The 23,446-nt window shown below is 67.8% G+C and carries 21 protein-coding genes and 2 pseudogenes; 13 read left to right on the top strand and 10 right to left on the bottom strand.

Annotation, left to right across the window (positions count from 1 at the left end):
- The first annotated feature begins 519 nt into the window (after positions 1 to 519).
- The 3 genes from ACLML9_RS09280 (at position 520) to ACLML9_RS09270 (ending at position 2,659) form a co-directional block, all read left to right on the top strand.
- Positions 520 to 1,203, top strand: coding sequence for a hypothetical protein (locus ACLML9_RS09280; RefSeq protein ID WP_411945119.1), 684 nt, complete (start codon positions 520 to 522; stop codon positions 1,201 to 1,203).
- A 175-nt stretch (positions 1,204 to 1,378) separates the two neighbouring features.
- Positions 1,379 to 2,437, top strand: a complete 1,059-nt coding sequence (locus ACLML9_RS09275; protein WP_411945118.1) for a hypothetical protein — start codon at positions 1,379 to 1,381, stop codon at positions 2,435 to 2,437.
- 63 nt (positions 2,438 to 2,500) lie between these two features.
- A complete protein-coding gene (locus tag ACLML9_RS09270) occupies positions 2,501 to 2,659 on the top strand; it encodes a hypothetical protein (protein ID WP_411945117.1) in 159 nt (52 codons plus the stop codon).
- Between the two features lie 5 nt (positions 2,660 to 2,664).
- On the opposite strand, the gene ACLML9_RS09265 is transcribed toward ACLML9_RS09270, so the two are convergent.
- A complete protein-coding gene (locus tag ACLML9_RS09265) occupies positions 2,665 to 4,101 on the bottom strand; it encodes a recombinase family protein (protein WP_411945116.1) in 1,437 nt (478 codons plus the stop codon).
- A 223-nt stretch (positions 4,102 to 4,324) separates the two neighbouring features.
- On the bottom strand, positions 4,325 to 5,206 hold the full coding sequence (locus ACLML9_RS09260) for an FAD-dependent monooxygenase (protein ID WP_411945115.1): 882 nt from the start codon (positions 5,204 to 5,206) through the stop codon (positions 4,325 to 4,327).
- A 102-nt stretch (positions 5,207 to 5,308) separates the two neighbouring features.
- Between ACLML9_RS09260 and ACLML9_RS09255 the strand changes: the two genes are divergently transcribed.
- Positions 5,309 to 6,313 (top strand): serine/threonine protein phosphatase, encoded by a 1,005-nt coding sequence (locus ACLML9_RS09255; RefSeq protein WP_411945114.1) that lies wholly within the window; start codon positions 5,309 to 5,311, stop codon positions 6,311 to 6,313.
- 181 nt (positions 6,314 to 6,494) lie between these two features.
- On the opposite strand, the gene ACLML9_RS09250 is transcribed toward ACLML9_RS09255, so the two are convergent.
- Positions 6,495 to 6,812, bottom strand: coding sequence for a hypothetical protein (locus ACLML9_RS09250; protein ID WP_063060643.1), 318 nt, complete (start codon positions 6,810 to 6,812; stop codon positions 6,495 to 6,497).
- A 276-nt stretch (positions 6,813 to 7,088) separates the two neighbouring features.
- Positions 7,089 to 8,075 (bottom strand): aldo/keto reductase, encoded by a 987-nt coding sequence (locus tag ACLML9_RS09245; RefSeq protein WP_411945113.1) that lies wholly within the window; start codon positions 8,073 to 8,075, stop codon positions 7,089 to 7,091.
- A gap of 102 nt (positions 8,076 to 8,177) precedes the next feature.
- Between ACLML9_RS09245 and ACLML9_RS09240 the strand changes: the two genes are divergently transcribed.
- Positions 8,178 to 8,657: a GNAT family N-acetyltransferase gene (locus ACLML9_RS09240; RefSeq protein WP_411945112.1), complete on the top strand. Its 480-nt coding sequence runs from the start codon at positions 8,178 to 8,180 to the stop codon at positions 8,655 to 8,657.
- A gap of 154 nt (positions 8,658 to 8,811) precedes the next feature.
- On the opposite strand, the gene ACLML9_RS09235 is transcribed toward ACLML9_RS09240, so the two are convergent.
- Positions 8,812 to 9,411 (bottom strand): hemerythrin domain-containing protein, encoded by a 600-nt coding sequence (locus tag ACLML9_RS09235; protein ID WP_411945111.1) that lies wholly within the window; start codon positions 9,409 to 9,411, stop codon positions 8,812 to 8,814.
- Positions 9,412 to 9,852: 441 nt separating this feature from the next.
- On the opposite strand from ACLML9_RS09235, the gene ACLML9_RS09230 reads away from it, so the two are divergent.
- The gene (locus ACLML9_RS09230) at positions 9,853 to 10,128 is read left to right on the top strand and encodes a hypothetical protein (protein ID WP_411945110.1); all 276 of its coding nucleotides are present in this window, start codon (positions 9,853 to 9,855) and stop codon (positions 10,126 to 10,128) included.
- Between the two features lie 11 nt (positions 10,129 to 10,139).
- On the opposite strand, the gene ACLML9_RS09225 is transcribed toward ACLML9_RS09230, so the two are convergent.
- The gene (locus ACLML9_RS09225) at positions 10,140 to 11,414 is read right to left on the bottom strand and encodes an MFS transporter (RefSeq protein WP_411945109.1); all 1,275 of its coding nucleotides are present in this window, start codon (positions 11,412 to 11,414) and stop codon (positions 10,140 to 10,142) included.
- A 116-nt stretch (positions 11,415 to 11,530) separates the two neighbouring features.
- On the opposite strand from ACLML9_RS09225, the gene ACLML9_RS09220 reads away from it, so the two are divergent.
- Positions 11,531 to 12,316, top strand: coding sequence for an SAM-dependent methyltransferase (locus ACLML9_RS09220; RefSeq protein ID WP_411945108.1), 786 nt, complete (start codon positions 11,531 to 11,533; stop codon positions 12,314 to 12,316).
- 67 nt (positions 12,317 to 12,383) lie between these two features.
- Here the strand turns inward: ACLML9_RS09220 and ACLML9_RS09215 are convergent, their stop codons facing one another.
- On the bottom strand, positions 12,384 to 13,523 hold the full coding sequence (locus ACLML9_RS09215; RefSeq protein WP_411945107.1) for a Fic family protein: 1,140 nt from the start codon (positions 13,521 to 13,523) through the stop codon (positions 12,384 to 12,386).
- A gap of 185 nt (positions 13,524 to 13,708) precedes the next feature.
- Here ACLML9_RS09215 and ACLML9_RS09210 point away from each other — a divergent pair.
- Positions 13,709 to 13,777, top strand: a pseudogene (locus ACLML9_RS09210) (hypothetical protein); the annotation flags it as partial.
- Between the two features lie 295 nt (positions 13,778 to 14,072).
- On the opposite strand, the gene ACLML9_RS09205 reads toward ACLML9_RS09210, so the two are convergent.
- On the bottom strand, positions 14,073 to 15,467 hold the full coding sequence (locus ACLML9_RS09205) for a flavin monoamine oxidase family protein (RefSeq protein WP_411945106.1): 1,395 nt from the start codon (positions 15,465 to 15,467) through the stop codon (positions 14,073 to 14,075).
- Positions 15,468 to 15,798: 331 nt separating this feature from the next.
- Here ACLML9_RS09205 and ACLML9_RS09200 point away from each other — a divergent pair.
- Positions 15,799 to 15,978 (top strand): annotated as a pseudogene (locus ACLML9_RS09200) (MFS transporter); the annotation flags it as partial.
- Positions 15,979 to 16,016: 38 nt separating this feature from the next.
- Here the strand turns inward: ACLML9_RS09200 and ACLML9_RS09195 are convergent.
- On the bottom strand, positions 16,017 to 16,487 hold the full coding sequence (locus ACLML9_RS09195) for an SRPBCC family protein (protein WP_411945105.1): 471 nt from the start codon (positions 16,485 to 16,487) through the stop codon (positions 16,017 to 16,019).
- Positions 16,488 to 16,882: 395 nt separating this feature from the next.
- Between ACLML9_RS09195 and ACLML9_RS09190 the strand changes: the two genes are divergently transcribed.
- Positions 16,883 to 17,926 carry an NAD(P)H-dependent flavin oxidoreductase gene (locus ACLML9_RS09190; RefSeq protein ID WP_411945104.1) on the top strand — a complete coding sequence of 348 codons (1,044 nt, stop codon included), beginning with the start codon at positions 16,883 to 16,885 and terminating at the stop codon, positions 17,924 to 17,926.
- 682 nt (positions 17,927 to 18,608) lie between these two features.
- Here ACLML9_RS09190 and ACLML9_RS09185 read toward each other — a convergent pair.
- Positions 18,609 to 19,100, bottom strand: coding sequence for a hypothetical protein (locus tag ACLML9_RS09185; RefSeq protein ID WP_411945103.1), 492 nt, complete (start codon positions 19,098 to 19,100; stop codon positions 18,609 to 18,611).
- Between the two features lie 225 nt (positions 19,101 to 19,325).
- Between ACLML9_RS09185 and ACLML9_RS09180 the strand changes: the two genes are divergently transcribed.
- From ACLML9_RS09180 to ACLML9_RS09170, 3 genes are all read left to right on the top strand, one after another.
- Positions 19,326 to 19,964 carry a maleylpyruvate isomerase family mycothiol-dependent enzyme gene (locus ACLML9_RS09180; protein WP_411945102.1) on the top strand — a complete coding sequence of 213 codons (639 nt, stop codon included), beginning with the start codon at positions 19,326 to 19,328 and terminating at the stop codon, positions 19,962 to 19,964.
- 103 nt (positions 19,965 to 20,067) lie between these two features.
- Positions 20,068 to 21,459 carry a sigma 54-interacting transcriptional regulator gene (locus ACLML9_RS09175; protein ID WP_411945101.1) on the top strand — a complete coding sequence of 464 codons (1,392 nt, stop codon included), beginning with the start codon at positions 20,068 to 20,070 and terminating at the stop codon, positions 21,457 to 21,459.
- A 28-nt stretch (positions 21,460 to 21,487) separates the two neighbouring features.
- Positions 21,488 to 23,437: a vWA domain-containing protein gene (locus ACLML9_RS09170; protein WP_411945100.1), complete on the top strand. Its 1,950-nt coding sequence runs from the start codon at positions 21,488 to 21,490 to the stop codon at positions 23,435 to 23,437.
- The last annotated feature ends 9 nt before the right edge of the window (positions 23,438 to 23,446 follow it).

Here is a 23,446-nt window from a genome sequence, read left to right as displayed (position 1 = left end):
CGGGACTTGCCAAGTCCCGCCCAAGTCCCGCCACCTCGGACTCTTTAACCAGCTGAGCTGGTGTTTTCTGTGTCGCCCCTCCTCGCTCGGCTTCCCAACTCTCTATGGCTTCGCTGTTCATAGAGAGTTGGGAAGCCGAGCGAGGAGGAACAACACAGAAAAGAAGAGAGAGAAAGAGTCCAAGGAGAGAGGAGAGACCACAAAGAGAGGAGGGGAGGACCACAAAGAGAGGGGCGGGCTTGGCAGGATGGTTGCGTTTCGGAGCGCCCGTTACGTTGACGACGTACTTGGCGAAGGGGCTCGGTCGGGAGGGCGGCTACGGTTCGGACGCGCTGGGGACCGGGGTTGAGATCCGAAGGCGGTGCGGTCGGCTGGTTCTTGAGGATGACCACAAGGAGGGGGCGGTCGGCCGGCGGCGTGTTCGCAGCGTTGGCGATTGATAACTAGCCATCAAATCCCAACGCCGACCTGCGATGCTCGGATAAAATTGAGTCCTAGTAATCAATTGAAGGGGTGTGGATGAGTCTCGTATCGGGATCGATGGTCGCGGCGATCGAAGAGGCATGGGCAGGGTTGAGGGCGCGGCATCCCGACGTACCGGACGTGGTGATCACGATCGCGGCGGGATCGGTCGGCCGGCGGGGCGTGCGGCTCGGACAGTTCGGTGCCGACCGCTGGGTGCATGGTGATGCCCGGCTCCCCGAACTGTTCATCGGGGGAGAGGGTTTCGTGCAGGGGGCGCGCGAGGTCATGGCGACCTTGCTGCACGAGGCCGCACACGGGATCGCGCGAACCCGCGGGATCAAGGACACCAGCCGCGCCGGCGCCTACCACAACGGCAAATACCGTGACATCGCTGCCGAACTCGGACTCGACGTCGAGCGCCACAAGGGCAGCGGTTGGTCGATCACCACCCTCACCGACGCCACGGCGCAGAGCTACCAGCAGGAAATCGGCAAGCTCGGCGGCCTGCTGGTCGCGCACCGCCGCATCGAACGCGAGTACCTCGACGAGGAGACCGCTGCTCAGAGCGATACCGCAGAGGGTGACCCCGACTCCAAGCCAGGGCGCCCGCACAACGGACATTCACTCACCTGCTCATGCGAACCGGTGCGCCGGATCCGCGCCTCCCAAAAGTCGCTCGACGCCGGCCCGATCCTGTGCGGCGTATGCCAGCAGCCATTCGCAGCCGTTGATCCCTAGATAACAATCTGCGTGGATCAATATCGGCGAGTCGATCAGGGACTCGAGTTACATTCGGACTCAGCATGATTCGCCGACCATAGGGGGTGCGCACGTCGTGCTGGGAGCGTACGGGCAACCGTGTCCAGGCAACAAGATGACGGGTGCTCGGGGCCCGTACAACACTCTGATCGATGTGCGATCTCCGGGCGCCTACAACGAGTGGCGGGGCCGGAAAGGGCTGTCTTGTCTGCTGTGCCGCAACCCCGTCGAGGTCTACCACATTCAGAGCACACGCAACACCTACGTCCGCCACGGCAAGGACTCGCCCCCGGGGATGATCCGTGCGGGCGGGAAGGTGTCCGAATCTTTCGAGCACGCCCGACTCAAGCAATGGACCCGTGATCGACTCGCCGACCACGGCCTCGCGGACGCGGTGGTGGAGCCCCACATCGGGGACCAGTACCCGGACGTGTACGGAACCAAGGACGGAACCACCTACGCCGTCGAAATCCAGTGGAGCAACTTGGACCACGAAACTGCGCGCCGGCGAACCGATGGGCTCCGTGCTGCCGGATGTGACCACGTTCTGTGGGTGACCCGGCACCGGCACTGGATCGAGAAAATCCCCGCGGTCAGTCTCGGAGAGTTCAGACAGTCCGCAGCCTCCGCCGGCTACCGCATCCGTTCCGGCTTCCTCACCGCACAATCCCCGCCACCTCCGAGGCGGCCCACGATGAGCAGCCAGCACTACCCACTCGACGGCTTCCTCCGGCAGTGGACCAGCCAAGACGCCCTCGCCTGGGCATACATAACACCCACAATCGCAGGATGGGCCACCGTGACCGACTGGGAAACCTTCACCAAAGGCCAGGCCGCCGAGATCGCGAAGAAGAAACGTCAACTCGCCAGCGCACTCGCCGAGCGCGACGACCTCAAGCACCAGGTCGACGAGTCACAGACCGCCATCGCCAGCAACATCGAGACGATCACCCAGCAGGCGAACGCGATCGACCGCGCGGTCGAGGAACAGAAAAACCTCAAACAGCAGATCGACGACCTGAGCACTGACCTCAACGCCGCACAAGAAGGACACGCAGCGGAATATCAGCGCCGGCGTGACGCAGAGCAGAAACTTCCCCAACTCATCGCAGAGGTACGCCGACTACAGGTGGGCATCACGTGGAGGAAGTACGCGATCATCGTCCTACTCGTAGTATGCGGCGTACTTGCGCTGGCCTTGCTACTTGCCTGACAGGTTGATTCCTAGCTATCAACCGCCAAGCGGCCGGTGAACCCAATCAGGAAGGCTCAACACATGCAACGCAACCAGTTCGGCGCACTGTGTATCGAGTGCAACCACGGCGTCGGCAAGAACAGCGGATTTATCTACGACCCCGGCGGGCGGAACCTCGTCGTCTGCGACCAGTGCATCTACCTGAACTACGGACTCAGCAAAGGCTTCCTCACCCTCTGAGCGTCCTACCTCGGCGTGATTCGGACAGACTTCGGGTCAAAGGCTTTTCTTCCTCGCGGTGCCGCGTATAGGCGAACCTCGCAGAGGATATCGATCACTGCACGGCGGGCCGCAAGGTCCGCTTCGTTGAACGCTGCGACCGGAGACGCTGCCAGCAGAATTTCCGATGCGGCTGAGCCGGCGCTGAGGCTGACGCGCTCAGCCTCAAGCTCAGCGATTCGCTGTTCGGCCTCCGCCTTGATTTCCGCGAACAGGCCACCGTCGATCAACTCGGCCTTGTAGTCCGCACGTGCACGTTTGATGCGATCACGCTCGGTTTGTTCTGACCGGATCAGGGTTTCGATTCGGTCGTCATCTTGCTCGCCCAGCAGGTCGGCCAGGTCAGGACTGGCAAGCCGGCGCTCGACGAATTGCAGGACAAGGTCATCAATGCGATCACGTACTCGCATGACGTGTCCAGCACATCGGTATCGGGTGTTGTGTGCCCGCACCTTATTGCCGCATATACCACAACGGTAGAGACCGGAGCCCAGGTGCTTCCGGTCGGTTCCCACGCGATGGGCTTTTCGCTGGGGATCGTCCAACCTGCGCTGTACGTCGAGCCAGGTGCCATCGGACACGATGGGCTCCCAAAGGCCCTTGACTGGTGCACCCGCCTCGTCTCGGACGATCTTCCCGTCGAGCATGCTCCACCCGGCGTAGCGAGGATTCCGGAGGATGGTAGTGACCGTCGTCGGATTCCACGGCCGGCCGCTACGTGTTGGCAGATGCGGCACCGAATCGGGGAGATCCTGGACCATGGTCTTGTCTCCCACCGGCCGGAGGGTTGCTTTTGCACCCGACAGCGCTGCGGATATCGCCCTCAGTGAGGAACCGTTCGCGAACGCCTGGTAGATCGCCCGGACCGCTTCGGCTTCGTGGGGAATCACCTCACCGTCGAGTGTGTATCCGGTTGCACGTATGCCACGGGGCGGTCGTCCCTTTGCTGCTCGCTGCTGATGGGCTCGGCTTTGCCGCGCACCTTTTCGTTCCATCTCGGCTCGTGCGACGGCAGCCTTGATCCGTGCGTACATCCGGCCGCCATCGGTTTGGAGATCGGCCTCACCGTTGGCGGTCACCAGCCGGAGCCCCTGTGTTTCGGAGGCGTCGATCCAGTCCTCCAGTTGTCGCGGCTGGCGGGTCAAGCGGTCCAAGTCCCAAGTGATCAGAGCGTCGAAACGGCCGGCCTTGAAGTCGCTGACCATCCGGTCGTAGTCGGGCCGTTCCTTGGCCTTGTTGTATGCCGAGACGCTGTTGTCGGTGTAGGTTTCGACCACGGTCCATCCTCGGGACCTGGCGATTTTCTCGCAGTCCTCGGCCTGTCGCTCTACTGCGAGGCCTTCGCCGGTTTGGTCGAGGCTCACCCGCAGGTAGATCGCAGCGCGGACTGGAACGAGAGACATAACGTTATTCTATGACGGAACTTGGTCGAGTTCCGCTTCAACGTCTGATCTGCCGACCGAGCTATTTTTACTGAATACCGAACAGCCGTGAGGCATCGAGGTCGCACATAGCTGCCCACAGGACTCCGATCTGGTGAGTTCGGACCACCCTGTCCAGCGTGGGCGGAGGTAGCCCAGCGGTGGACCATCGAAGCGCCCTCCCTTCTGGGACGTTGAGTGATATCTACGGCCTCGCCGACGAGGTGATCGGCGGTCCGGCCGGGGCCCCGGAGTCCGGTACCCCCGCGTAGTCGGGCAGTTCGACGCCGTTGATCGCGCGCTCGACCAGTTCGGTAAACCATTTGCTGCCGAAATCGATGCTCGGCTCGGGGACGTCGCGGCTGCGTACGTGCAACCGGCCGATCTCCTGGTTGGCCTCGACGAACGAACGCATCCGCCGCTCGTAGCCGGCGAAGCCGACTTCCGGGTCCCACCCGGCGGCGGCCAGCTCTCCGGCCAGGAGGTAGGCGCCGACCAAGGCCGGCCCGGTGCCCGCTCCGGACATCGGCGACGAGCTGAACGCCGCGTCCCCGAGCAGCCCCACCCGTCCGATCGACCAGCGGTCCATCACCACCTGGGCGACCTGGTCGAGGTAGAAATCCGGGGTGTCGTCCAGGTGCGCGAGGATGCGTGGGGTCGACCAGCCCAACCCGGCCATCTGCTCGCGCAGCAGGCGTTTCCGGGCGGCGATGTCGCGGTGGTCGACGTCGAGGTCGGCGGCGGGGAAAGAGAGCATGGCCATCGCCCGGGTGGCGTCCGGGAGGGGCCGCAGGCCGGCGGGGCGCCCGGACTCCTGGTAGTCGATCAGCCAGCGGTCCAGCGCGAATTCGTCGGGCACGCTGTAGAAGGCCAGCACATGCCCGAGGTGGCGGATGAACCGCTCGTGCGGCCCGAAGACCATCGCGCGCAGCGCCGAGTGCAGCCCGTCCGCCCCGATCACCAGGTCGAAGCGCCGCCGGCCGCCGCCCTCGAAGGCCACGTCGACGCCGTCGGCGTCCTGGGTGAGTTCGGCGATCCGGTCGCCGAAGACGTACTCGACCCTGCCCCGGGTGTCCTCGTGGAGCACCTTAGGTATCGACCGGGGATCCGTCCGAAATTCATCGGTTCGGCTGCACGTCGATCACCGGACCGACCGAGTGCAACCACCAGCCGGTGGCAGGATTGTGTGATGACAACTGCCAGGAGCGACCGTCACCGGGAACTCTCGGCTTTCCTGGCCTCCCGCAGTGACCTCGAACTCGCCGAGTTCGTGGACAGGGGCCGGCCGAACACCGTGGGAGTGGGCGGCGGTTCGGCCGTCCTCGACATCGACGGTGTGCCGGTGTTCGCCAAACGAATTCCGCTGACCGATCGGGAACTCGCGCACCAAGGCTCCACCGCGAATCTCTTCGACCTGCCGGTGTTCTGCCAATACGGCATCGGTGGCCCGAGTTTCAACGCATGGCGTGAGCTGGCCGCGAACATTCTCGTCACCGACGGGTTGCTGACCGGTGAGACACAATCGTTCCCGATGCTCTACCACTGGCGGGTTCTCCCCGGCCGCTCGCCGGTCGCCGCCGAACACGCGGACATCGACGCTGTGGTCGCTGCATATGGCGGGTGCTCGGCTGTGCGTGCGCGTCTCGAGGCACTGGCCGCCGCACCGTCGAGCCTCATGCTGTTCTGCGAATACATTCCGCACGCATTGCCGGACTGGCTGCGCGAGCACCCGGCGGGCAAGGCCGCCGTGGTCGAACAGCAGTTCTCGGAGATCGTGACCTTTCTGGGCGATCGGCAGCTGCTGCATATGGACGGCCACTTCGGCAACCTCCGCACCGACGGGCGGCGGATCCATCTCACCGACTTCGGGCTCGCCACCTCGCCGCGTTTCGATCTGTCGCCGGCCGAACGCGACTTCGCCGAACGCCATATCTCGCACGACGCCTGCTATGCCGCCATGCGGCTGGTCAACTGGCTGGTGACCGACGTCTGTGGAATACCGGCGCCGATCAGCGGCGGCCCCGTCGCCCGCAACGAGTACGTGCTCCGGTGCGCCGCCGGTCACGTCCCGGAGGACGTATCGCCGGTCGTGGCCTCGATCCTGACCCGCCACGCCTCTGCCGCCGCGCGGATGAACGCCTTCTACTGGAGATTGTTCGGTGGCGATATACACGCGGAATACCCGGGCGGGTAGCGCAGATCGGGTCGGCCTCACCTCGCTCGCACGAGGGTTTGCTGAGCGGGTGCCCGTAGCCGGCGCCGCTACTGATCCCCATCGAGAGACTCGGTGGGGAGCGGTTGTAGGTTCGGAGTGTCCGCTGCGCCGGCGGGAGTCGATGCGTTCGGGACAGTGGGTACCGCAGACCGGCCTACGTTCAGGCCTGGATCACTTCGATCCTCGTCATTGCGTTGAACGAGTCGCAACTGGCCCAGGACTGGTTCTGCCCGTACTGCACCGGGCCGTACTTCCAGTAGGTGAACGGGACCGGCCACGCGACGCAGGTGAGCTTCACCTGATGCCAGGTCGGCAGCTCGCAATTGGCCATCCCGCCGGTATTGAAGACGTTGTAGACGTGACAGTTGGCCTGCCACACCGGTACGTCGGCCTGGGCCACGCCACCACCGGCGAGCACAGTGGCCGCAGTCGCGCCGGCGACGACGGCGCCGGCGGCAAGCCGCTTCGCAGAGAACATTTCGAACCTCCTGATTTGATGTTGTATGAACACATCGCACAGGAATCGCGCTCGTTACTCGAACCGTTCATCACGTTAACTCCCGAATCGCTGGCAAGCCTGAATGCGCCCCGCGCCACCGCTTGTGTCAGCATCCCCACGGCAGTGGTCGTCGAGTCCTCAGCGGATGTATCGCTGCCGGTAGAGACTTTGCGGATCCCATCCGGCGGCGCGCGCGGGTCGCGGTCGGCCGCAGCGTGGTCGGATTCGGTATGCCGGCAGGGACGGTCGAAGGACTCAGCCGTTGACGAAGGCAAGGTTGGTCGGGTCGTAGCGGGTACCCGCGACCTGTTCGGGCGGGGCGGTAGCCGTGATGGCGGCGAGTTCCTCAGCGGACAGTTCGACGCTCAGCGCCGCGATGTTCTCCTCCAGGTTTCGCTGTCGCCGGGTGCCGGGGATCGGCACCACATCCTCGCCTCGATGCTGTACCCACGCCAGGGCGAGCTGGGCGGCGGTGACCTCCTTCGCCGCGGCCAGCTCCTCGAGGTTCGCGACGATCGCCAGGTTGCGGTGCAGGTTGCCGTCGGCGAAACGCGGCTGATTGCGCCGCACATCGTTATCCGCCAGCTCGTCGACCGAGCGGTACCTGCCGGTCAAGAACCCACGTCCCAGCGGTGCGAACGGGACGATGCCGATGCCGAGCTCGCGACAGGCCGGGGCGATATCGGTCTCCAGGTCCCGCGTCCACAGCGACCATTCGCTCTGCAGCGCGGCGATCGGGTGCACCGCGTGCGCCCGGCGGATGGTCGACGCACTCGCTTCGGACAGGCCGAGGTGCCGGACCATACCGGCCCGCACCAATTCGGACATGGCGCCGACTGTTTCTTCGATGGGTATCTGCGGATCGACTCGGTGCAGGTAGTACAGATCGATGTGGTCGACGCCGAGTCTGCGCAGGGACGCCTCGCAGGCCTGCCGCACGTAGGCGGCATCACCGCGGATCCGGGTCGGTTCGCCGAGCCGATTGGCGAAGCCGAACTTCGTCGCGAGCACCACCTCGTCGCGCCGGTCGGCGATGGCTCGGCCGATCAGCTCCTCGTTGTGCCCGGAGCCGTAGAAGTCGGCTGTGTCCAGGAAATTCACCCCGAGGTCGAGGCTGTGGTGCAGTGTCGCGATCGACTGGTCGTCGTCCGTGGTGCCGTAGCCGTGGCTCATGCCCATGCATCCCAGACCCTGCGCGGAGACCGCCAGTTCACCGAGGTAGCGGGTGCGGACGTTGATCATGCTGTTGCCTCCTGGGTTCGGAACCGTCGGACCGACGCTAAGTGCTGGAGAGCACTCCAAGTCAAGTTGGATCGGCCGGCAGCGACGTGATGGAGTTCCGGTATGGATGAAAGTCTGCGGGCCGAGGCGAGCCCGTCGCCGCGATCACACCTGCGTGACTGTCTCGGGGCAGCCGAATACGGCTGCTTGGTCGATGTGTGGCGCAGCGCGGTGACGGCGACCCATCACTTTCTGGCGGAAGCCGACCGCGTGGATATCGAGAGTCGGTTGATCGATGCCTACTTTCCCCAGGTCCGGCTCACGGTCATGGACGTCGGCGGAGAGGTGATCGCCTTTTCGGGGACGGCCGGGGACAGCCTCGAAATGCTGTTCGTCGCGGCCGGTGCCCGGGGTCGCGGTGCCGGGAGCGAGCTGCTCGCGCACGCGGTCCGCGAGCAGGGGGTACGGCGGGTGGACGTGAACGAACAGAACGAGCAGGCGGTGCGCTTCTATGCGCGGCGCGGGTTCGTTGTCACGGGACGGAGCGATCACGACGAAGCGGGGAGGCCGTATCCGCTGCTGCATATGACGCTGCAAGAGTGAAATCGGGGCGATCAGTGCTCGGGTCGCGAAAGCGCGCGATTCGAGGGAGCGCGCCGTGGCCGGGCTCCTCGAGCATCTGATGCCGGAGTGCGGCTCGGATGGACGCCGGGCTCCGCTGCGGCGAGGTCGACGACGGTGTGCCGGAACCGCCGGCCTAGCCGGCAGTGGCGGCGGAGCCACCGGGCCGAGTCCGCTTCAGGGTGCCGACACTCAGCGATCCACTCGCGGTGGTCCGCAGCTCTTTCTCCGCTGTGCGGACGTAGCCGACGGGATCCTTGTCGACCGGGCGGACACCGGCGTAGTTCCGTGCCTCGTACGCGGCGAAGGCGACGGCCAGACGATGGCGGTGCGACAACCCCGCCAGACGGCGGAAATCGGTCAGGCCCTCGCGCTCTTCCTCGGCCATATGATCGCTGTTGGCCGTGTTCGCTGCCGCTACGGCCGTGTACCAGTCATCGCTGCCGACCCGCTGACGTGCCACGTCGGCGACCGCGTCCCTGATCTCGTTGTGGTCGTGGACAGCGTCGATGGTCTCCGCCTCCACCCCGGCCGCGCGCCGGGCCGCGATACCCACCTGGAGCAGTGCGGGATAGAAGATCTCCTCCTCCGCCTGCGCGTGCAGTTCGAGGAAGGCCGCCAGTCTGTCCCAGACCGCGGAGAGTACGGCGGTCTCCCGGCGATCGATCTGCTCCAGGATCGCGAACAGCCGCCGCTGCTCGTGATGGTCGTCGAGGATGAGCTGGGTAATGTCCACAATGCCTCCCTGCTACCGCACTTCGGATCGGTACCGAACGTCAGGGTGCGCTGTCGCTCGGGCAGCCGGTATGTCCATCGGGGTGCCGACGATAACGCACCGCCGGGCCGCCCGGCTGCCAACGCACCGCGTGCCCGCCTCGCGCCCGGCCGACGGTTCGAGCAGGAGAGCGCGGTCGGCGCGGGCCGTCGAGCACGTCGGCGAGCGGAAGCACGGGGTCGCCGGGCACCTCGTCCCGGGGCCGTAGCCCGGGGTTCGGCCGAGTTCATCGTGCGCTCCCGTCCGCCGGCTCGCGGATTGCGGTAGCGAGCGACTTCCACGCGTGTTCGGGCAGGTCGTGCCCCATCGCGGAAAGTATGAGCAGGCGAGAGCCGGGGATGCTGGACGCGATGGTGCGCGCGGCCTCGCGGAATCGAATATCTCGAGTACGTGCTACGAGCCATGGCGGCGGTCGACGCTCCCGGGCAGGTGAAACCGCAGACGGTGGCGGTGCTGAACGCGCTCGCGCAGCAGTTCGCCCGCGCCGAACTCGACGCTCGGACCGCGACCGAATCGCGCCGGATCGCCCAGGCGGCCTACGTGCACAAGATCGCCGAAGCGGGTCACCATCCGTACCTGGCCGACGCGCTCGGCACCCCGAACCGCGACGCGGGCCCCGGGGAACTCTTCGAACTCCTGCCACGCCGAGCCCTCGCGGGTGTGCTGGCGCCGGACTGAGATCGTCCGGATCAGGTTGCGGATCGGCGCGGCGCCGACCTGGGGGCCTTCCACACTGCGTGTACCCCGGCCGGTCCGGCGCCTCGATCGGTCGCGACGATCAATGCCACGCAACCGATTCCCGACAGCACCAGGCTCGACCCGAACAGTGCCGGATACCCGAGCAGCTCGCCGACCGTCCCCGCCGCGAACCCCGCGAGGCCCTGCACCACCACGAGCGCGCAGGCCAGCAGCGTGTAGTCGCTGCCGGCATGGTCGGGGTCGGCGGCGTCCATCATGAGGGTGAACACCGCCACGGTCGCGGCACCGCCGAGAATGTGTTCGGCCAGGCTCGCGGTGACGATCAACTCGAAGCCGCCGGCGCCCAGCGCGGCGAGCAGGTAGAGAGCCAGACCGAGGGTCTGCGTGACACCGCCGATCAGCAGGGCGCGCCGCCGGCCGTGCCGGTAGCACAGCCAGCCACCCAGGGCCGCGCCCGCGAGCGCGCCGGCGGAGGACAGGACCCCTTTGACCAGTGCGATCTGCCCCAGGGTGAGTCCGGTGTCGGACATGAACGGCCCGACCATCGCCGAGCCCATCGAATCGCCGAATTTGAAGCCCCCGATGAGCAGGATGAACGCGAGCATTCCGGGCCGGCGCAGCCGCTGCCACCATCCGAGGGTCAACCGGCTCGGGCTCGACGGCGTCTTCTCCGAGGTGCTGCGGATCGCGGTACGCGGTGACCACCACACCGGAATGGCCGTGAGCAGCAACAGAATCGACATGGCGACGAACAGGACGCGCCACCCCGCGAGCGCGAAGAGCCACAGCAGCGCGCCGCCGCCCACGATCATGCCGATCCGGTACGCGCCGACCTGGATTCCGTTGCCCAGGCCGCGTTGCCGAGGTCCGAGGAGTTGGATGGCGAGCCCGTCGGTGGCGACGTCCTGGGTCGCCGATATCGCGTTGACCACGGCGATACCCACCAGCAGTACGCGCAGTGATGCCGACAGGTCCAGGCAGGCGAGCCCCAGTGTCACCGCCGTCGCGGTGAGTTGCAGGGTCAGCAGCCACTGCCGGCGGGTGCCGTAGTGGTCGACGTAGGGCGCCCACAGGAACTTCAGGGCCCACGGCGCGAAGAGAATTCCGGTGGCGCTGATCTCGATCAGCGAGAAACCGGATTCGCGCAGCACCACCGGCAGCGCCTGGGTGAAGAACCCGTACGGCAGTCCCTGGGCGAAATACAGGGCGGACAGCAGAACCAGAGTCCCGGCGGAGATCGGCCCGGGGCGGGTCATGGTTCTCATGCGGTCATCCTGGCAGATCTTCGGAATCACCGGCTCCGGTGCGCGCGCACCGTCTCGATCCGGTCGTGGGGCGGAGGGCGTACGAAAATGGTTGCCGGTCTTGTATCTTGACCGGTATGGATCGGTCCGGCCTGAAACCGCACGAGCCGCATATCGCCCGCATGTACGACTACTACCTCGGTGGTAAAGACCACTACCCGGCCGATGCGGAAGCCGCGGAGAAGGTACTGCAGGCACTGCCCGACGTGCGGCTGGCCGCGCAGGCGAATCGGGGGTTCATCCATCGCGCGACCCGGTATCTCGCCCGGGAGGCCGGGGTGACCCAGTTCCTCGATATCGGCACGGGAATCCCGACCGAGCCGAACCTGCACCAGGTGGCCCAGGAGGAGGCGCCGGCATCGCGGGTCGTCTATGTGGACAACGATCCGATCGTGCTCGCGCACGCCCGCGCCCTGATGGTCGGCACCCCTGAGGGGCGCACCGATTACATCCAGGCCGACGCGACCCGGCCGCAGGAGATCCTGGCGGCCGCGCGCCGCACCCTGGATTTCGATGAGCCGATCGCGCTGTCGCTGATCGCCCTGCTGAACTTCGCGCCGACCGCCGCGGTGGTGTCCATCGGCACCCTCATGGCCGCGGTGGCTCCGGGTTCGTATCTGGCGATGACCCACCTGACCGCCGACTTCGACCCGAAGGGGATCGCGGCCACGGTGAAGGTGTACGAGGAGCGCGGCATGCACTGCCATCCGCGGAACCGGGCGGAGATCGCGAAGTTCTTCGACGGGATGGAAATCCTGGAACCCGGTGTGGTGCCCATCCACCGGTGGCGGCCGCCGATCGAACCGGCGAAGTCGATGGACACGAAGGTGCCCGGCTACGCCGCGGTCGGCCGCAAGTCCTGATCTGCGTCGCGCGTCGCCGAGCGTGCACGCCGCGGGGCCTCGGCGGGCCGGGTGATCGACGCCGTCGCTACGAATCGCGGGGTGCTGCGCGTAACTGGTCCAGCTGCCTGCGGCAGCCTTCGATGTCCTGGTAGTCGCCGCAGCCGAACGGGGCCGTGGACCGGCCGAGCGCGCGGTAGTGCTCGTAGTCTCCGGCCAGGTCGAACAATTCGATCGGGTCCATCTCGCCCGCACGGCCTTCCAGCCGAAGTGCCCGTTCCGCGAAGTCTTCGCTGCCGGTTCGTACCGCGTCCGCCCAGTCCGGGGCGGTGGAGAAGACGTCTTTGTCGAAATCGTGCAGTGCGGCCGGGGGCAGGCCGTCGCATTCGAGCGACCAGTTCATCAGCAGGCGGGAGAACCGGCCGTTGTAGTCCTGCCAGGGGTGGATGGATACGGCGCGCTGCTGAAGTTCGGCGGCGAGGGCGTAGGGGTCGAAACCGGGCCGGCCACGGACGTCGTTGTACCAGTCGCACAGGGATTCGAGCTCCGACCGCGCGGCTTCCGGTGTCGAGATACGGTATTTCAGGCCTCCGTCGAGCAGGAAACCGCCGGTGCCCGGTGGCAGGTATTCCAGGTGCGGATTCGCCTCGACCTGCGCGATCTCCTCATCGGTGAGCCGCCGGCTCTGGGTGCCCCACCGCTCGCGATCGGCGAAGAGTCCGCCGGCTGCGTCGGGGCAGAAGCGCGCCAGGCGCTGATGGAGTTCGGTCAGGAACGACATGGACAGCTCCCGGGAGCCGTGCCGCCGGGCGTACGCGCGCGCGTCCAGGTAGCCGGCCCATTCGCCGTCGCCGAACAGTAGTTCAGGGTGTGGTTGGTCGCGGATCAATGCCATTCGGTGCAGGGGTTCGTCGATGAGCAGGCTCGATTCCAGCGCGCGCGTTGCCGCCGAACGCAACCCGAGTTCGGTCGACAGCCGCGTGATCACCGCGGTCGTGTCGTCCGGGTCGGCATCGGCCGGGGCGGGGTCGTCGATGCTCGCGTGCCGAACGCGGCGGGCGCCCTCCGCGTCGGCCTCCAGGCTGCGGGGCGCCGCTTCATGGTTGAGTTTGCCGCCCACTCTGCGCATTTCTGTCGCCGCGTAGTCCGCCGCGTCAGCGACCGGCCGGCCGACCTCGGGCAGTACCTGCTTCCGCAAGAGGTCCGCGAGAACAGTACTGGTCTGCACTTTTTTCTCCTCGACCGCCGGAGTGATCGGTTCTGTATCCGAGTATGTAGCCTGCCGCGCCGCGGAGTGTGGCGCCATGGTGCCCATGGGCGGTAATTCCGGTATGCGCCTCCGCGGCCGAATTCGGCGGGAGTTGACCTCGCCTTTTATTGAGGTCATAGCGTCGCGTTCGGAAGGGAGCCGACGTGACGGTATCGGTAACGGGCGCAACCGGGAACACCGGCAAGCACGTGGTGGCGGAGTTGCTGCGCAGGGGCAGGAAGGTGCGGGCGTTGACCCGTGATCCCGGACGGGACCGTGGATGGGATTCTCGGCCGGCCCGCGCGCACGTTCGCCGACTGGTTGCGTGAGCACAAGGACCGGTTCTGAGCGGCGGGACGCGGCGGCGAACCCCGGACGGCACCGCGGCCTCGGCCCGGGGCGATGAGATGCCCGGCGCAGCGCTGATCGAGTAATGCCGAAGTTGACGCGGTGTGCGATCCCGGGCGCGGGTTCCCGTGGGGGCTCCGCGCCCGGGATCGCGCCGAGGACTCGGAAGTGGCGGGGGAATCAGTCCGGCCGGGAGCCGGGGGCGGGGGCCGCGGACGCGGTCACCATCTCGTGTTCCAATACCTCCTCCGCCGCCCGCTCACCCGACCGCACGGCTCCGTCGACCCACCCGCACATCACCGCGGAACTCTCGGTACCGGCCCAGTGGATGCGTCCGCACGGTGCGCGCAGGGCGGGGCCGAACTGGGTGAGGACGCCGGTCGGCGCGTGGCTGAGCATCCCGCCACCGGAATAGCGTTCGGCGCTCCAGTTCTGTTCGATGTAGTCGGCCGGGAGGCGGGCTTTGTCGCCGAAACGTTCGGCGAGGGCGTCGAGGATCGTGTGCCGCCGCTCGGCGGAGTCGAGCCGACCGATCTGCCGTGCGATGGGTCCCTCCACGATGACGCACAGGACGCCGGGACGGCCGGTATCGGTACAGGCGTCGATGGTGATGGTGGCCGGCGAGCCCGGCGCCGCCGACTGTCCCGACAGCCCGTCCGCGCGCCAGAACGGTTCGTCGTACACGAGGGAGATCTTGATGATGGCGCCGCTCGGCATCCGCTGGTGCAGCAGCGACCGGTCGACCGGCAGTATCGGCTCGTAGCGGATCTGGCTCGCGATCGCCAGCGGAACCGTCACGATCACCCGGCGGGCGCGCACCGTCGTCTTGCCGGAGAACACCGTGACGCCGTCGTCGTCCTGCTGGATGCGGCGGACGGGCTGGGCGAGCATGACCGCGTCGCCGAGTTCGGCCGCCATCGGGCAGTAGATGGCGCCCATCCCGCCCACCGGCCGGGAATCCTGGGCGCCGTCCTCGATACCCAGGACGAAACCGGGCCCGCCGCCGGATGCCATCTGATACAGGGCGAACAGCAGCGACACCTCGGACGCGGCGGACGTGTAGGCACCGGCGATCGCGGTTTCGAGCAGTTCGTGCGCGGCCTTGGATACGACGTGGGTGTTCAGCCAATGTGCCAGGGTGAGGCGATCCCAGCGGTCGGCCTGCTCGGCCGTCCACGGTGCGTCGAGCGGTATGGACTTGCACAGATGACCCAGGTCGAGGAGCGCGGCGCCGAGGTTCATCGCCACCCACGGGCTCATCGACCACGGGATCGTGCCGGTGTAGCGATACTGCTTGCCCTCGACCAGCATCATCGCCTCACCGTCGGTGTACTGCTTGTAGCTCGCCACCCCGTAGTCCTGCATCAGGGCGCGGATCCGGTGCTGGCCGGGGCCGATCCAGGCACCGCCGCGATCGATCCACGACCCGTCGGGCCGGGTTTCGGTGAACGTACGCCCGCCGAGCCGGTCGCGGGCTTCCAGCACGGCCACTGTGCGGCCTGCCTGTTTCAACCGCCGGGCGGCGGTCAGGCCGGCGAATCCCCCACCTACTACGCAATAGTCGACGTCTGTCATGAGCGCCGCCTCGGATCGGAGTTTCGGTGCGAAGCCGCCGCGCGGGCGGACGCACTCGTTCGCGCACCACACGGTGACGGTGCGCATCGCGGGAAGGACGGGTGAGCGCTTCGAGTTGTAGGGCAATTCTAGGGCAGGGCGGGGTCCGGGGGCCGTCGCCGCCGCCCACGATCGGACGGTTCGCCGCACCGCGGCCTCCCTGATCGCCGGCGCGGCCACCTCGCCCGCCCTGCTGATCGGCGCCCGCTTTCTCCAGGGTGGGCAGCGCCTTCGCCTCCGCCGTCGCGCTGGGCATTCTGGTCACCCTGTTCACCGACAACCGGCAGCGCAAGTGGCCATCGGGGTCTTCGGTTTCACCGGCGCCGCCGGTGCCGCGATCGGGCAGGTCCTGGGCGGGGTGCTGACCGACGCCTTCGGCCGGCACTGGATCTTCCTGATCAATGTGCCGATCGGGCTGGCCACGGTGGCCCTGGCGGTCGCGAGGACTCCGCCGCGACCGCGCTGCCGTTCCTCGCTTCCGCTACCGTCGCGGCCCGGACCCGCCGGGGTTCAGATGCCGGCCTCGGCCCGACCCTTCAACCGCACGAGGCCTTTCTCGAAGTCCGGACCGATAAAGCGATCCATGGGGAACAGGAAGCCGACCACTTTGAAGAACAGATTCTTGCGGCCGGTCATCCGCCAGGTCACCTCGGTGGTTTCACCGGAGGCCACCAGCAGGAACGTCACCTCGTTCCGGCTCTCGAACGGTTTACGGAAGGCCAGGTCGATCCCGATTCGCCCGGGCTCCGAGGCGGTGATCGTCATCGTCCCGGCGCCCGCCTTCCGGTTGCCCTCCCAGTCGTAGCGGGCGCCCACTCCCGACCCCGGACCGGAGTAGGTGCGCCGCAGATCGGGATCGGCGTCCTCCCAGGGCGACCAATCGCGCCAGTGGTGGAAGTCGTCGATGAGGGCGCGGATCCGGGGCTCGGGCGCGGCGATCCTGGTCGCGCGTTCGACGAGGTACGTGCTCGAATCGGACATACCCTCTTCTCCTGCGGGAAGGGAGGCGCGACGTCGCGGGAATGCGCCACGGTCACCGGGAATTATGCCTCGCGCACACCGCGATGTGCGGCTGCCACGGTTCACCCGTTTCAGGTGATTCCCGGCCGACGGCTCCCGGCCCGGCCTGGCGAACCGGCAGGATTTCGCCGACGCTCGCCGCGGGCTGCTCGCCGAGCTGCCGGGCAATGTGGTGAGAGACGGGGGTTCGGTGGTTTTCGATCCCCTCGTACCCGATCGTCACCCGTGACCGAGGATCCTACGGCGGGGCGGATCTCGTGATGTAGGGAACAGCGGCGCCACCCGGTGGTCGTCCGGTGCCGGCGGGTGAGGAGGCTGGGTACCGTTCGATTCGGTCTCGACCGTGGAGGTGGATCGTGTTCGGATTCGGAGATCTCGCCGTGCCGATCGTGGCGGCGCCGATGGCGGGTGGGCCCTCGACGCCGGAATTGGTGGTGAGCGTCGGGGAAGCGGGCGGATTGGGTTTTCTGGCGGCCGGGTACAAGACCCCCGAGGCGGTGGCCGAGCAGATCCGGCAGGTGCGGGCCGGTACGGACGCGGCGTTCGGGGTGAACCTCTTCGTGCCGCAGCGCACTTCCTACGACGCCGCGGCGGTGGAGCAGTACCGGGACAGGCTGCGGGAGACGGCGCGGCAGTACGGCCTCGAAGTACCCGCCGTGCGGGAATTCGACGACGACCGGTTCGACGAGAAGGTGGATCTGGTCGTCGAACAGCGGGTGCCGGTGGTCTCGCTCACCTTCGGCCTGCCGCCGGTGGACACCGTGCGGCGACTGCGTGCCGTGGGATCGACGGTGGTCGCGACAGTGACCGGCCCGGAGGAGGCCCGGGCCGCGGTGGAGGCGGGCGTCGACGCGCTCTGCCTGCAGGGGCCCGACGGCGGGGGTCATCGGGGCACCTTCCGGGTGGCGGACGAGCCGGGGACGACCTCGCTGATCGACCTGCTCGACGAGGTCACCGCGTGGTGCCCGCTGCCGGTGGTCGCGGCGGGCGGTATCTCCGACGGGGCGCGGATCGTGGAGGTGCTCGCGCACGGGGCGGTCGCGGCCCAAGTGGGTACGGCGTTCCTGCGCAGCGTCGAATCCGGGGCGAAAGCGGCACACAAGAACGCGCTCGCCGATCCGCGGTTCGACCGGACGGTCGTGACGCGCGTGTTCTCCGGGCGCCCCGCCCGCGGGCTGGCCCACGGTTTCATCGCCGAGTACGGCACAGCGCCCGCCGCGTACCCGCAGATCCACCACCTCACCAGCCCCATCCGGGCGGCCGCGGCCGAGCGGGAGGGCGCCGACGATATGGCGCTCTGGGCGGGGACGGGGTTCCGAAAGGCAGTGCCGGACCCGGCGGGGACGATCCTGCGGCGGCTCTGGGACGAGGCACGGGTGTCGGGCGCGGCACACGAGTGACCGCTGACAGGCATGCCGTACCAGAGCGTCGGGGATGGTCCGGGTCGGACGATATATCGGTGCCGATCCGTAGTGTGTGGTTCGTCACCCCCGATCCGGGGGTCGAGCCGATCTTGTCGGCGGAGGCGGAGTATTCGACCTGAGCCTATTCGCAGTAGCCCGTGTCCTGGACCGCGACCGCCGGACCGACTGGACCGGGACACCTCTGCGTCCATGCTCCATCGCGCTCAGGATGCGTGTGACCTCGCCGAGCGTGTGACCTCGCCGAGCGTGTCACCGTTCCCGAATGCGCCGCCACCACCACCCGCGCCCCGCCGTCCACTCGCTCGCCCAGCCTGGGTTCGGAAGGGTGCGACGCTCGAATTCGGTGTCGATCCGCTCCACCAAGCGGCCCAAATCGGTTCGGGCTCCTGCGGGTAGGTGCAATAAGGCCACTTCCAGGTCATCTCGGCCGTCTTCGATCTCGATGCCCGGACTCTCTCCCGGGCCGGTCAGATATCGTCCAGGCCGCCTGAAGGCCCACTCGAACCGGCTGAGAGCGTCGGCAACGGCGTTGGGCCACAGGTACTCGGCCTCAACACGGCGAACCGCCGCCCTGGTTCGCGCGGATACGCCCGGAATTCGGCGGACCGGCACATCTCTGTGTGGTCGCCACCGCTCGGCGCGGACGGCCTTCGGACGCTTACGCGGCATCGCCCTTTCGGATCACAACCATGCCAGGCATTCTGCCACGGCCCAAGAGCAGTAGGCGTACGCCGAGACCTGCCGAAGTGCACGCCTGGATATGCAGTGCTGGAATCAGGGTCGATGAGCGAGGCCCGCCGCAGCCGACCTGCAGTGATGACCTGACCACCGGCGTCACTACTCGGCGACCTGGGACTATTCGGTCGGGATCTGGTTGGTAGTCGCAGAACATCCGGATCGTCACGTGGTAGCCGCGGATCGTGGACGGCGCCAGCCGCCCGCCGGCCTCGGAGGGCGACGAGACCGTGAAGTCCTCCACATCCGCCGGGGTCCACGCCCACGGATACGAACCGGTGAACTCCACGAACCGGCGTATCAGCCGGATCCGGGGATCGATCGTCGTGGCCACCAGCATCCGCGCCGCCTGCTGTCGCCCCCAGCCCGTCAGCATGCCCTCGTACCCGGCCGCGGGCTCGTCGAGATGCCGCACTCCCTCGACCAGAACCAGACCGCAGAACCAGGAATCTTGTGCAGGAAACCGCTCCCGACCGTCAACGGAAGGCGACAATGTCGCCTCAAAGTAGCGGTGGTCCCGGCGAAGTCAAAGACCCCCGGGTCGCCGGAAGCGTGTCGCGAATCCGTGCGAACATAGTCCACCAGCACCGCCCTCGGGCGGTCACTTTCCAGTGAATAGTCCCCAGGTGTCGGAGGAATCGTGCAAGACGTGTGGCCGACGGTCCGGTCCGAGAGACTGGCGCTGATCGCGGATCTCGACGGGCTCACCGCCGAGCAGTGGGCGACGCCCTCGTTGTGTTCCGGATGGACGGTGCACGATGTGCTCGCGCATATCGTGGCGACCGCGAAAACGTCCCGGCTCGGTTTCGTCCGGCAGTTCGCCCGGGCCCGTTTCGATTTCGACCGGTTCACCGCGAACGGTGTCGAACGGGAGCGGGCGGACACCCCCGCCGAAACGCTGGACCGGTTGCGCGCGGCCCTGGACCGGACGGTGACCCCGCCCGCCCCGCTCGACAGCAGACTGGTCGAGATGATCGTGCACGGAGAAGACATCCGGCGGCCGCTGGGCATCACCCGGGAATACCCGGCCGATGCCGTCGCCGACGCCCTGCGGCTGCAGATCCGCACCACGGCCGGGTTCGGTGGCGGGAAGGAACTCGTCGCCGGGCTCACGCTGGTGGCCGACGACGCCGAGTTCACCGCGGGCGCGGGGCCGCAGGTGCGCGGACCACTGCTGTCGCTGCTGCTGATCGCCTCGGCGCGCGGTGTCGCGGCCGCCGACCTGCACGGAGACGGTCTCGACACCCTGCGGCAGCGGCTGGGGTCCGGGCTCGCCTGAGTCCGCCGCACTGCTCTCGAACCCACACCGAGCGGCGGATACGGCGCGCCACCTGTCGACCGATGGGGGAAATCGTCGTAGCGTCGATGAGGTGACTGTGTCTATGTCATCTGAGCTGCCCGCCACCGCGGGCGCGTTGCGGGCGGCCGGATACGCGCCGCGGAGTGTGAAAGCCGAGATCCGGGACAATCTGCTGGCCCGGCTGGGCTCGGGAGAGGATCCGTGGCCCGGGATCGTCGGCTTCGAGCGGACCGTACTGCCGCAATTGGAGCGCGCGCTGCTGGCGGGTCACGATGTGGTGCTGCTCGGCGAGCGGGGGCAGGGCAAGACCAGGCTGCTGCGGACCGTTGTCGAACTGCTCGACGAATGGACCCCGGTGATCGCGGGCGCTGAACTGGGCGAACATCCGCTGGAACCGATCAGCCCGCAGGGTCGGCGGCTGGCGGCCGAACTCGGCGACGACCTGCCCGTGACGTGGCGGCATCGCAGCGAGCGCTACGCCGAGAAACTCGCGACCCCCGACACCTCGGTGGGCGATCTGATCGGCGATGTCGATCCGGTGAAGGTCGCCGAAGGACGCAGCCTCGGCGATCCCGAAACCATCCACTTCGGCCTGGTGCCGCGTGCGCACCGGGGCATCGTGGCCGTCAACGAGTTGCCCGACCTCGCCGAACGTATTCAGGTCGCGCTGCTGAACGTCATGGAGGAGCGCGATATCCAGGTGCGCGGCTACACGCTGCGGCTACCGCTGGATGTGCTGCTGGTGGCGACGGCCAATCCCGAGGACTACACCAATCGCGGCCGGATCATCACCCCGTTGAAGGACCGCTTCGGCGCCGAGATCCGGACACACTATCCGCTGACCGTCGAGGCGGAGATGGCGCTGGTGCGCCAGGAAGCCGAACTGGTCGCCGAGGTGGGTGACCCGCTGATCGAGGTGCTGGCCCGGTTCGTGCGGCGGTTGCGCGAATCCCCGGCCATCGACCAGCGCTCCGGGGTTTCGGCCCGGTTCGCGGTGGCGGCCGCGGAGACCGTGGCCGCGGCGGCGCTGCGGCGTTCCGCGCTCACCGGGGAGAACCCCGCGGTGGCCCGGCCCGTCGATCTGGAATCGGTGCCGGCCGTCCTACGCGGGAAACTGGAGTTCGAATCCGGCGAGGAAGGCCGCGAACAGGAACACCTCACCCATCTGCTGCGGCGGGCCTTCGCCGATACCGCGCGGGAGCGGCTCGGCGGATTGGATCTGCGGCCGCTGGCCGACGCGGTGGACGAGGGACATCTGGTGACCACAGGTGAGCGGGTGCCCGGTGCGCAGGTCCTGTCCGCGCTCCCGGAGCTCCCGGTCCTGCACGAGGTGGCGCTGCGGCTCGATGTCGCCGCGGGCGATCCACCGCAGCGGATCGCCGCGGCCGTCGAATTCGCCCTGGAGTCCCTCTATCTGGCGCGCCAGGTGGCCAAGGACTCCGACGACGAGGGCAGCGCGGTGTACGGCGGATGACCGCGGCAGCCGGTTTCGAAGAGGTGCGATGACAGCGGCGGACCGATACTCCTACGGGCCCTACCACGAGGGGCCCGATCCGCTGGCGCCTCCGCTGGATCTGCGCGAGGCGCTGTCGGAGATCGGGCGCGAGGTGATGGAGGGTTCCTCGCCGCGTTCGGCGCTCGAGGAACTGTTGCGGCGGGGGATGTCCGGTATGCCCGGGCTCGAAGAACTCACGCGCCGCCTGTGGGAGCGGCGGGCCGAGATACCGCGGTCCCACCGCTTGGACGGCACCCTGCAGCAGGTGCGGGAACTGCTGGATCGGGCCCTGGAGGCCGAACGGCGCGCACTGTTCCCGGACCCCTCCGACGACGCGCGGTTCGCCGAAATGCAGTTGGACGCACTCCCGTCGAGCACCGCGAAAGCGGTGAACGAACTGAGCGAATACTCCTGGCGTTCGGAAACCGGCCGGGAGAACTATCAGAAGATCCGTGATCTGCTCGGCGAGGAACTGCTGGAATCCCGTTTCCAGGGCATGAAACAGGCGCTCCAGGACGCGACACCGCAGGATGTGGAGCGGGTCCGGCAGATGATGGCGGACCTCAACGATCTGCTCGCCGCCCACGCCCGCGGCGAGGACACCACCGAGCGGTTCGCCGAGTTCATGGACGACCACGGCGAGTTCTTCCCGGAGAATCCGCGGGACACCGAAGAATTGATCGACGCGCTGGCCGCGCGGGCCGCGGCGGCGCAGCGGATGACGAATTCGATGTCGGCTCAGCAGCGGGCGGAACTGGACGAGCTGATCGGACAGGCCTTCGGGGATCCCCGGATAGCGCAGCAGATCGCCGACCTGGACGCGAATCTGCGTACGCTACGTCCCGGCCAGGACTGGGAGTCGGCGCGGCGTTTCCGCGGCCAGGACCCGCTGGGAATGGGCGAAGCCGTGACAGCCATGCAGGACCTGGGTGAACTCGACGAACTCGCCGCCCAGCTCGCCCAGTCCTATCCCGGTGCGCGGCTGGAGGATATCGACCTGGAGCTGCTGGAGCGTCAGCTCGGCGCCGACGCCCGGGTGGATGCCGCCCGGCTGGCCGAGCTGGAACGAGAACTGCGCCGCCAGGGCCTGTTCGAGCGGGCCCCCGACGGCTCCCTGCGGCTGACCCCGAAGGCGCTGCGGCGGCTCGGGGAGGTCGCGCTCCGGGATATCGTCGGTAAATTGCGCAGTCGCAAGGGGCAGCGGGACACCGCGCTCGCCGGGGCGGCCGGGGAACCGACCGGCGCGAGCCGGCCGTGGCAGTTCGGCGATACCGAGCCGTGGGATGTCTCGCGTACGGTGCGCAACGCGGTGCTCCGCTCGGCGTCCACCGGAAGCCGGACGGTGTCCCTGGATGTGGCGGATGTGGAGATCGCCGAGACCGAACAGCGCTCCCGGGCGGCGGTCGCGTTGTGCGTCGACACCTCGTGGTCGATGGTTCAGGACGGGCGCTGGGTGCCGATGAAGCGAACGGCGCTGGCCCTGCAGCACCTGATCAGCACCCGGTTCCGGTCCGACGCACTGGAACTGATCACCTTCGGCCGCCAGGCCGGCACCGTGGACATCGCGGAACTGACCGGGCTGGAACCGGTCTGGGAGCAGGGCACCAACCTGCACCACGCGCTGCTGCTGGCCGGCCGGCATCTGCGCCGGCATCCCGACGCGGTACCGGTGGTGCTGGTGGTGACCGACGGGGAGCCGACCGCGCACCTGGAGCCGGACGGAACCCCCTACTTCAATTGGCCGCCGGATCGCCGCACCCTGACAGTCACCATGACCCAGGTGGATTCGCTGGCCCGGCTGGGCGCCTCGATCTCGGTGTTCATGCTGGGTGAGGAACCGCGGCTGGCCGCGTTCGTGGATCTGGTGGCCCGGCGCAGCGGCGGCCGGGTGGTGGCGCCCGACCTGGACGGGCTCGGCGCCGCGGTGGTCAGCGATTATCTGCGCGGCCGGCGCTGAGTGCCGGAC

Source organism: Nocardia sp. NPDC002869 (assembly GCF_046764065.1).
Classification (GTDB): Bacteria; Actinomycetota; Actinomycetes; order Mycobacteriales; family Mycobacteriaceae; genus Nocardia; species Nocardia rhamnosiphila.
The sequence above is the reverse complement of the archived record's forward strand: the minus strand, read 5'-3'. Positions and strand labels throughout refer to the sequence as shown.

Bases quoted from the DNA above. Each gene is read 5' to 3' on its own strand.
- ACLML9_RS09280 (WP_411945119.1), top strand. From the start codon at position 520: ATGAGTCTCGTATCGGGATCGATGGTCGCGGCGATCGAAGAGGCATGG.
- ACLML9_RS09270 (WP_411945117.1), top strand. From the start codon at position 2,501: ATGCAACGCAACCAGTTCGGCGCACTGTGTATCGAGTGCAACCACGGC.
- ACLML9_RS09265 (WP_411945116.1), bottom strand. From the start codon at position 4,101: ATGTCTCTCGTTCCAGTCCGCGCTGCGATCTACCTGCGGGTGAGCCTC.
- ACLML9_RS09255 (WP_411945114.1), top strand. From the start codon at position 5,309: ATGACAACTGCCAGGAGCGACCGTCACCGGGAACTCTCGGCTTTCCTG.
- ACLML9_RS09250 (WP_063060643.1), bottom strand. From the start codon at position 6,812: ATGTTCTCTGCGAAGCGGCTTGCCGCCGGCGCCGTCGTCGCCGGCGCG.
- ACLML9_RS09245 (WP_411945113.1), bottom strand. From the start codon at position 8,075: ATGATCAACGTCCGCACCCGCTACCTCGGTGAACTGGCGGTCTCCGCG.
- ACLML9_RS09240 (WP_411945112.1), top strand. From the start codon at position 8,178: ATGGATGAAAGTCTGCGGGCCGAGGCGAGCCCGTCGCCGCGATCACAC.
- ACLML9_RS09230 (WP_411945110.1), top strand. From the start codon at position 9,853: ATGGCGGCGGTCGACGCTCCCGGGCAGGTGAAACCGCAGACGGTGGCG.
- ACLML9_RS09225 (WP_411945109.1), bottom strand. From the start codon at position 11,414: ATGAGAACCATGACCCGCCCCGGGCCGATCTCCGCCGGGACTCTGGTT.
- ACLML9_RS09220 (WP_411945108.1), top strand. From the start codon at position 11,531: ATGGATCGGTCCGGCCTGAAACCGCACGAGCCGCATATCGCCCGCATG.
- ACLML9_RS09205 (WP_411945106.1), bottom strand. From the start codon at position 15,467: ATGACAGACGTCGACTATTGCGTAGTAGGTGGGGGATTCGCCGGCCTG.
- ACLML9_RS09195 (WP_411945105.1), bottom strand. From the start codon at position 16,487: ATGTCCGATTCGAGCACGTACCTCGTCGAACGCGCGACCAGGATCGCC.
- ACLML9_RS09175 (WP_411945101.1), top strand. From the start codon at position 20,068: ATGTCATCTGAGCTGCCCGCCACCGCGGGCGCGTTGCGGGCGGCCGGA.
- ACLML9_RS09170 (WP_411945100.1), top strand. From the start codon at position 21,488: ATGACAGCGGCGGACCGATACTCCTACGGGCCCTACCACGAGGGGCCC.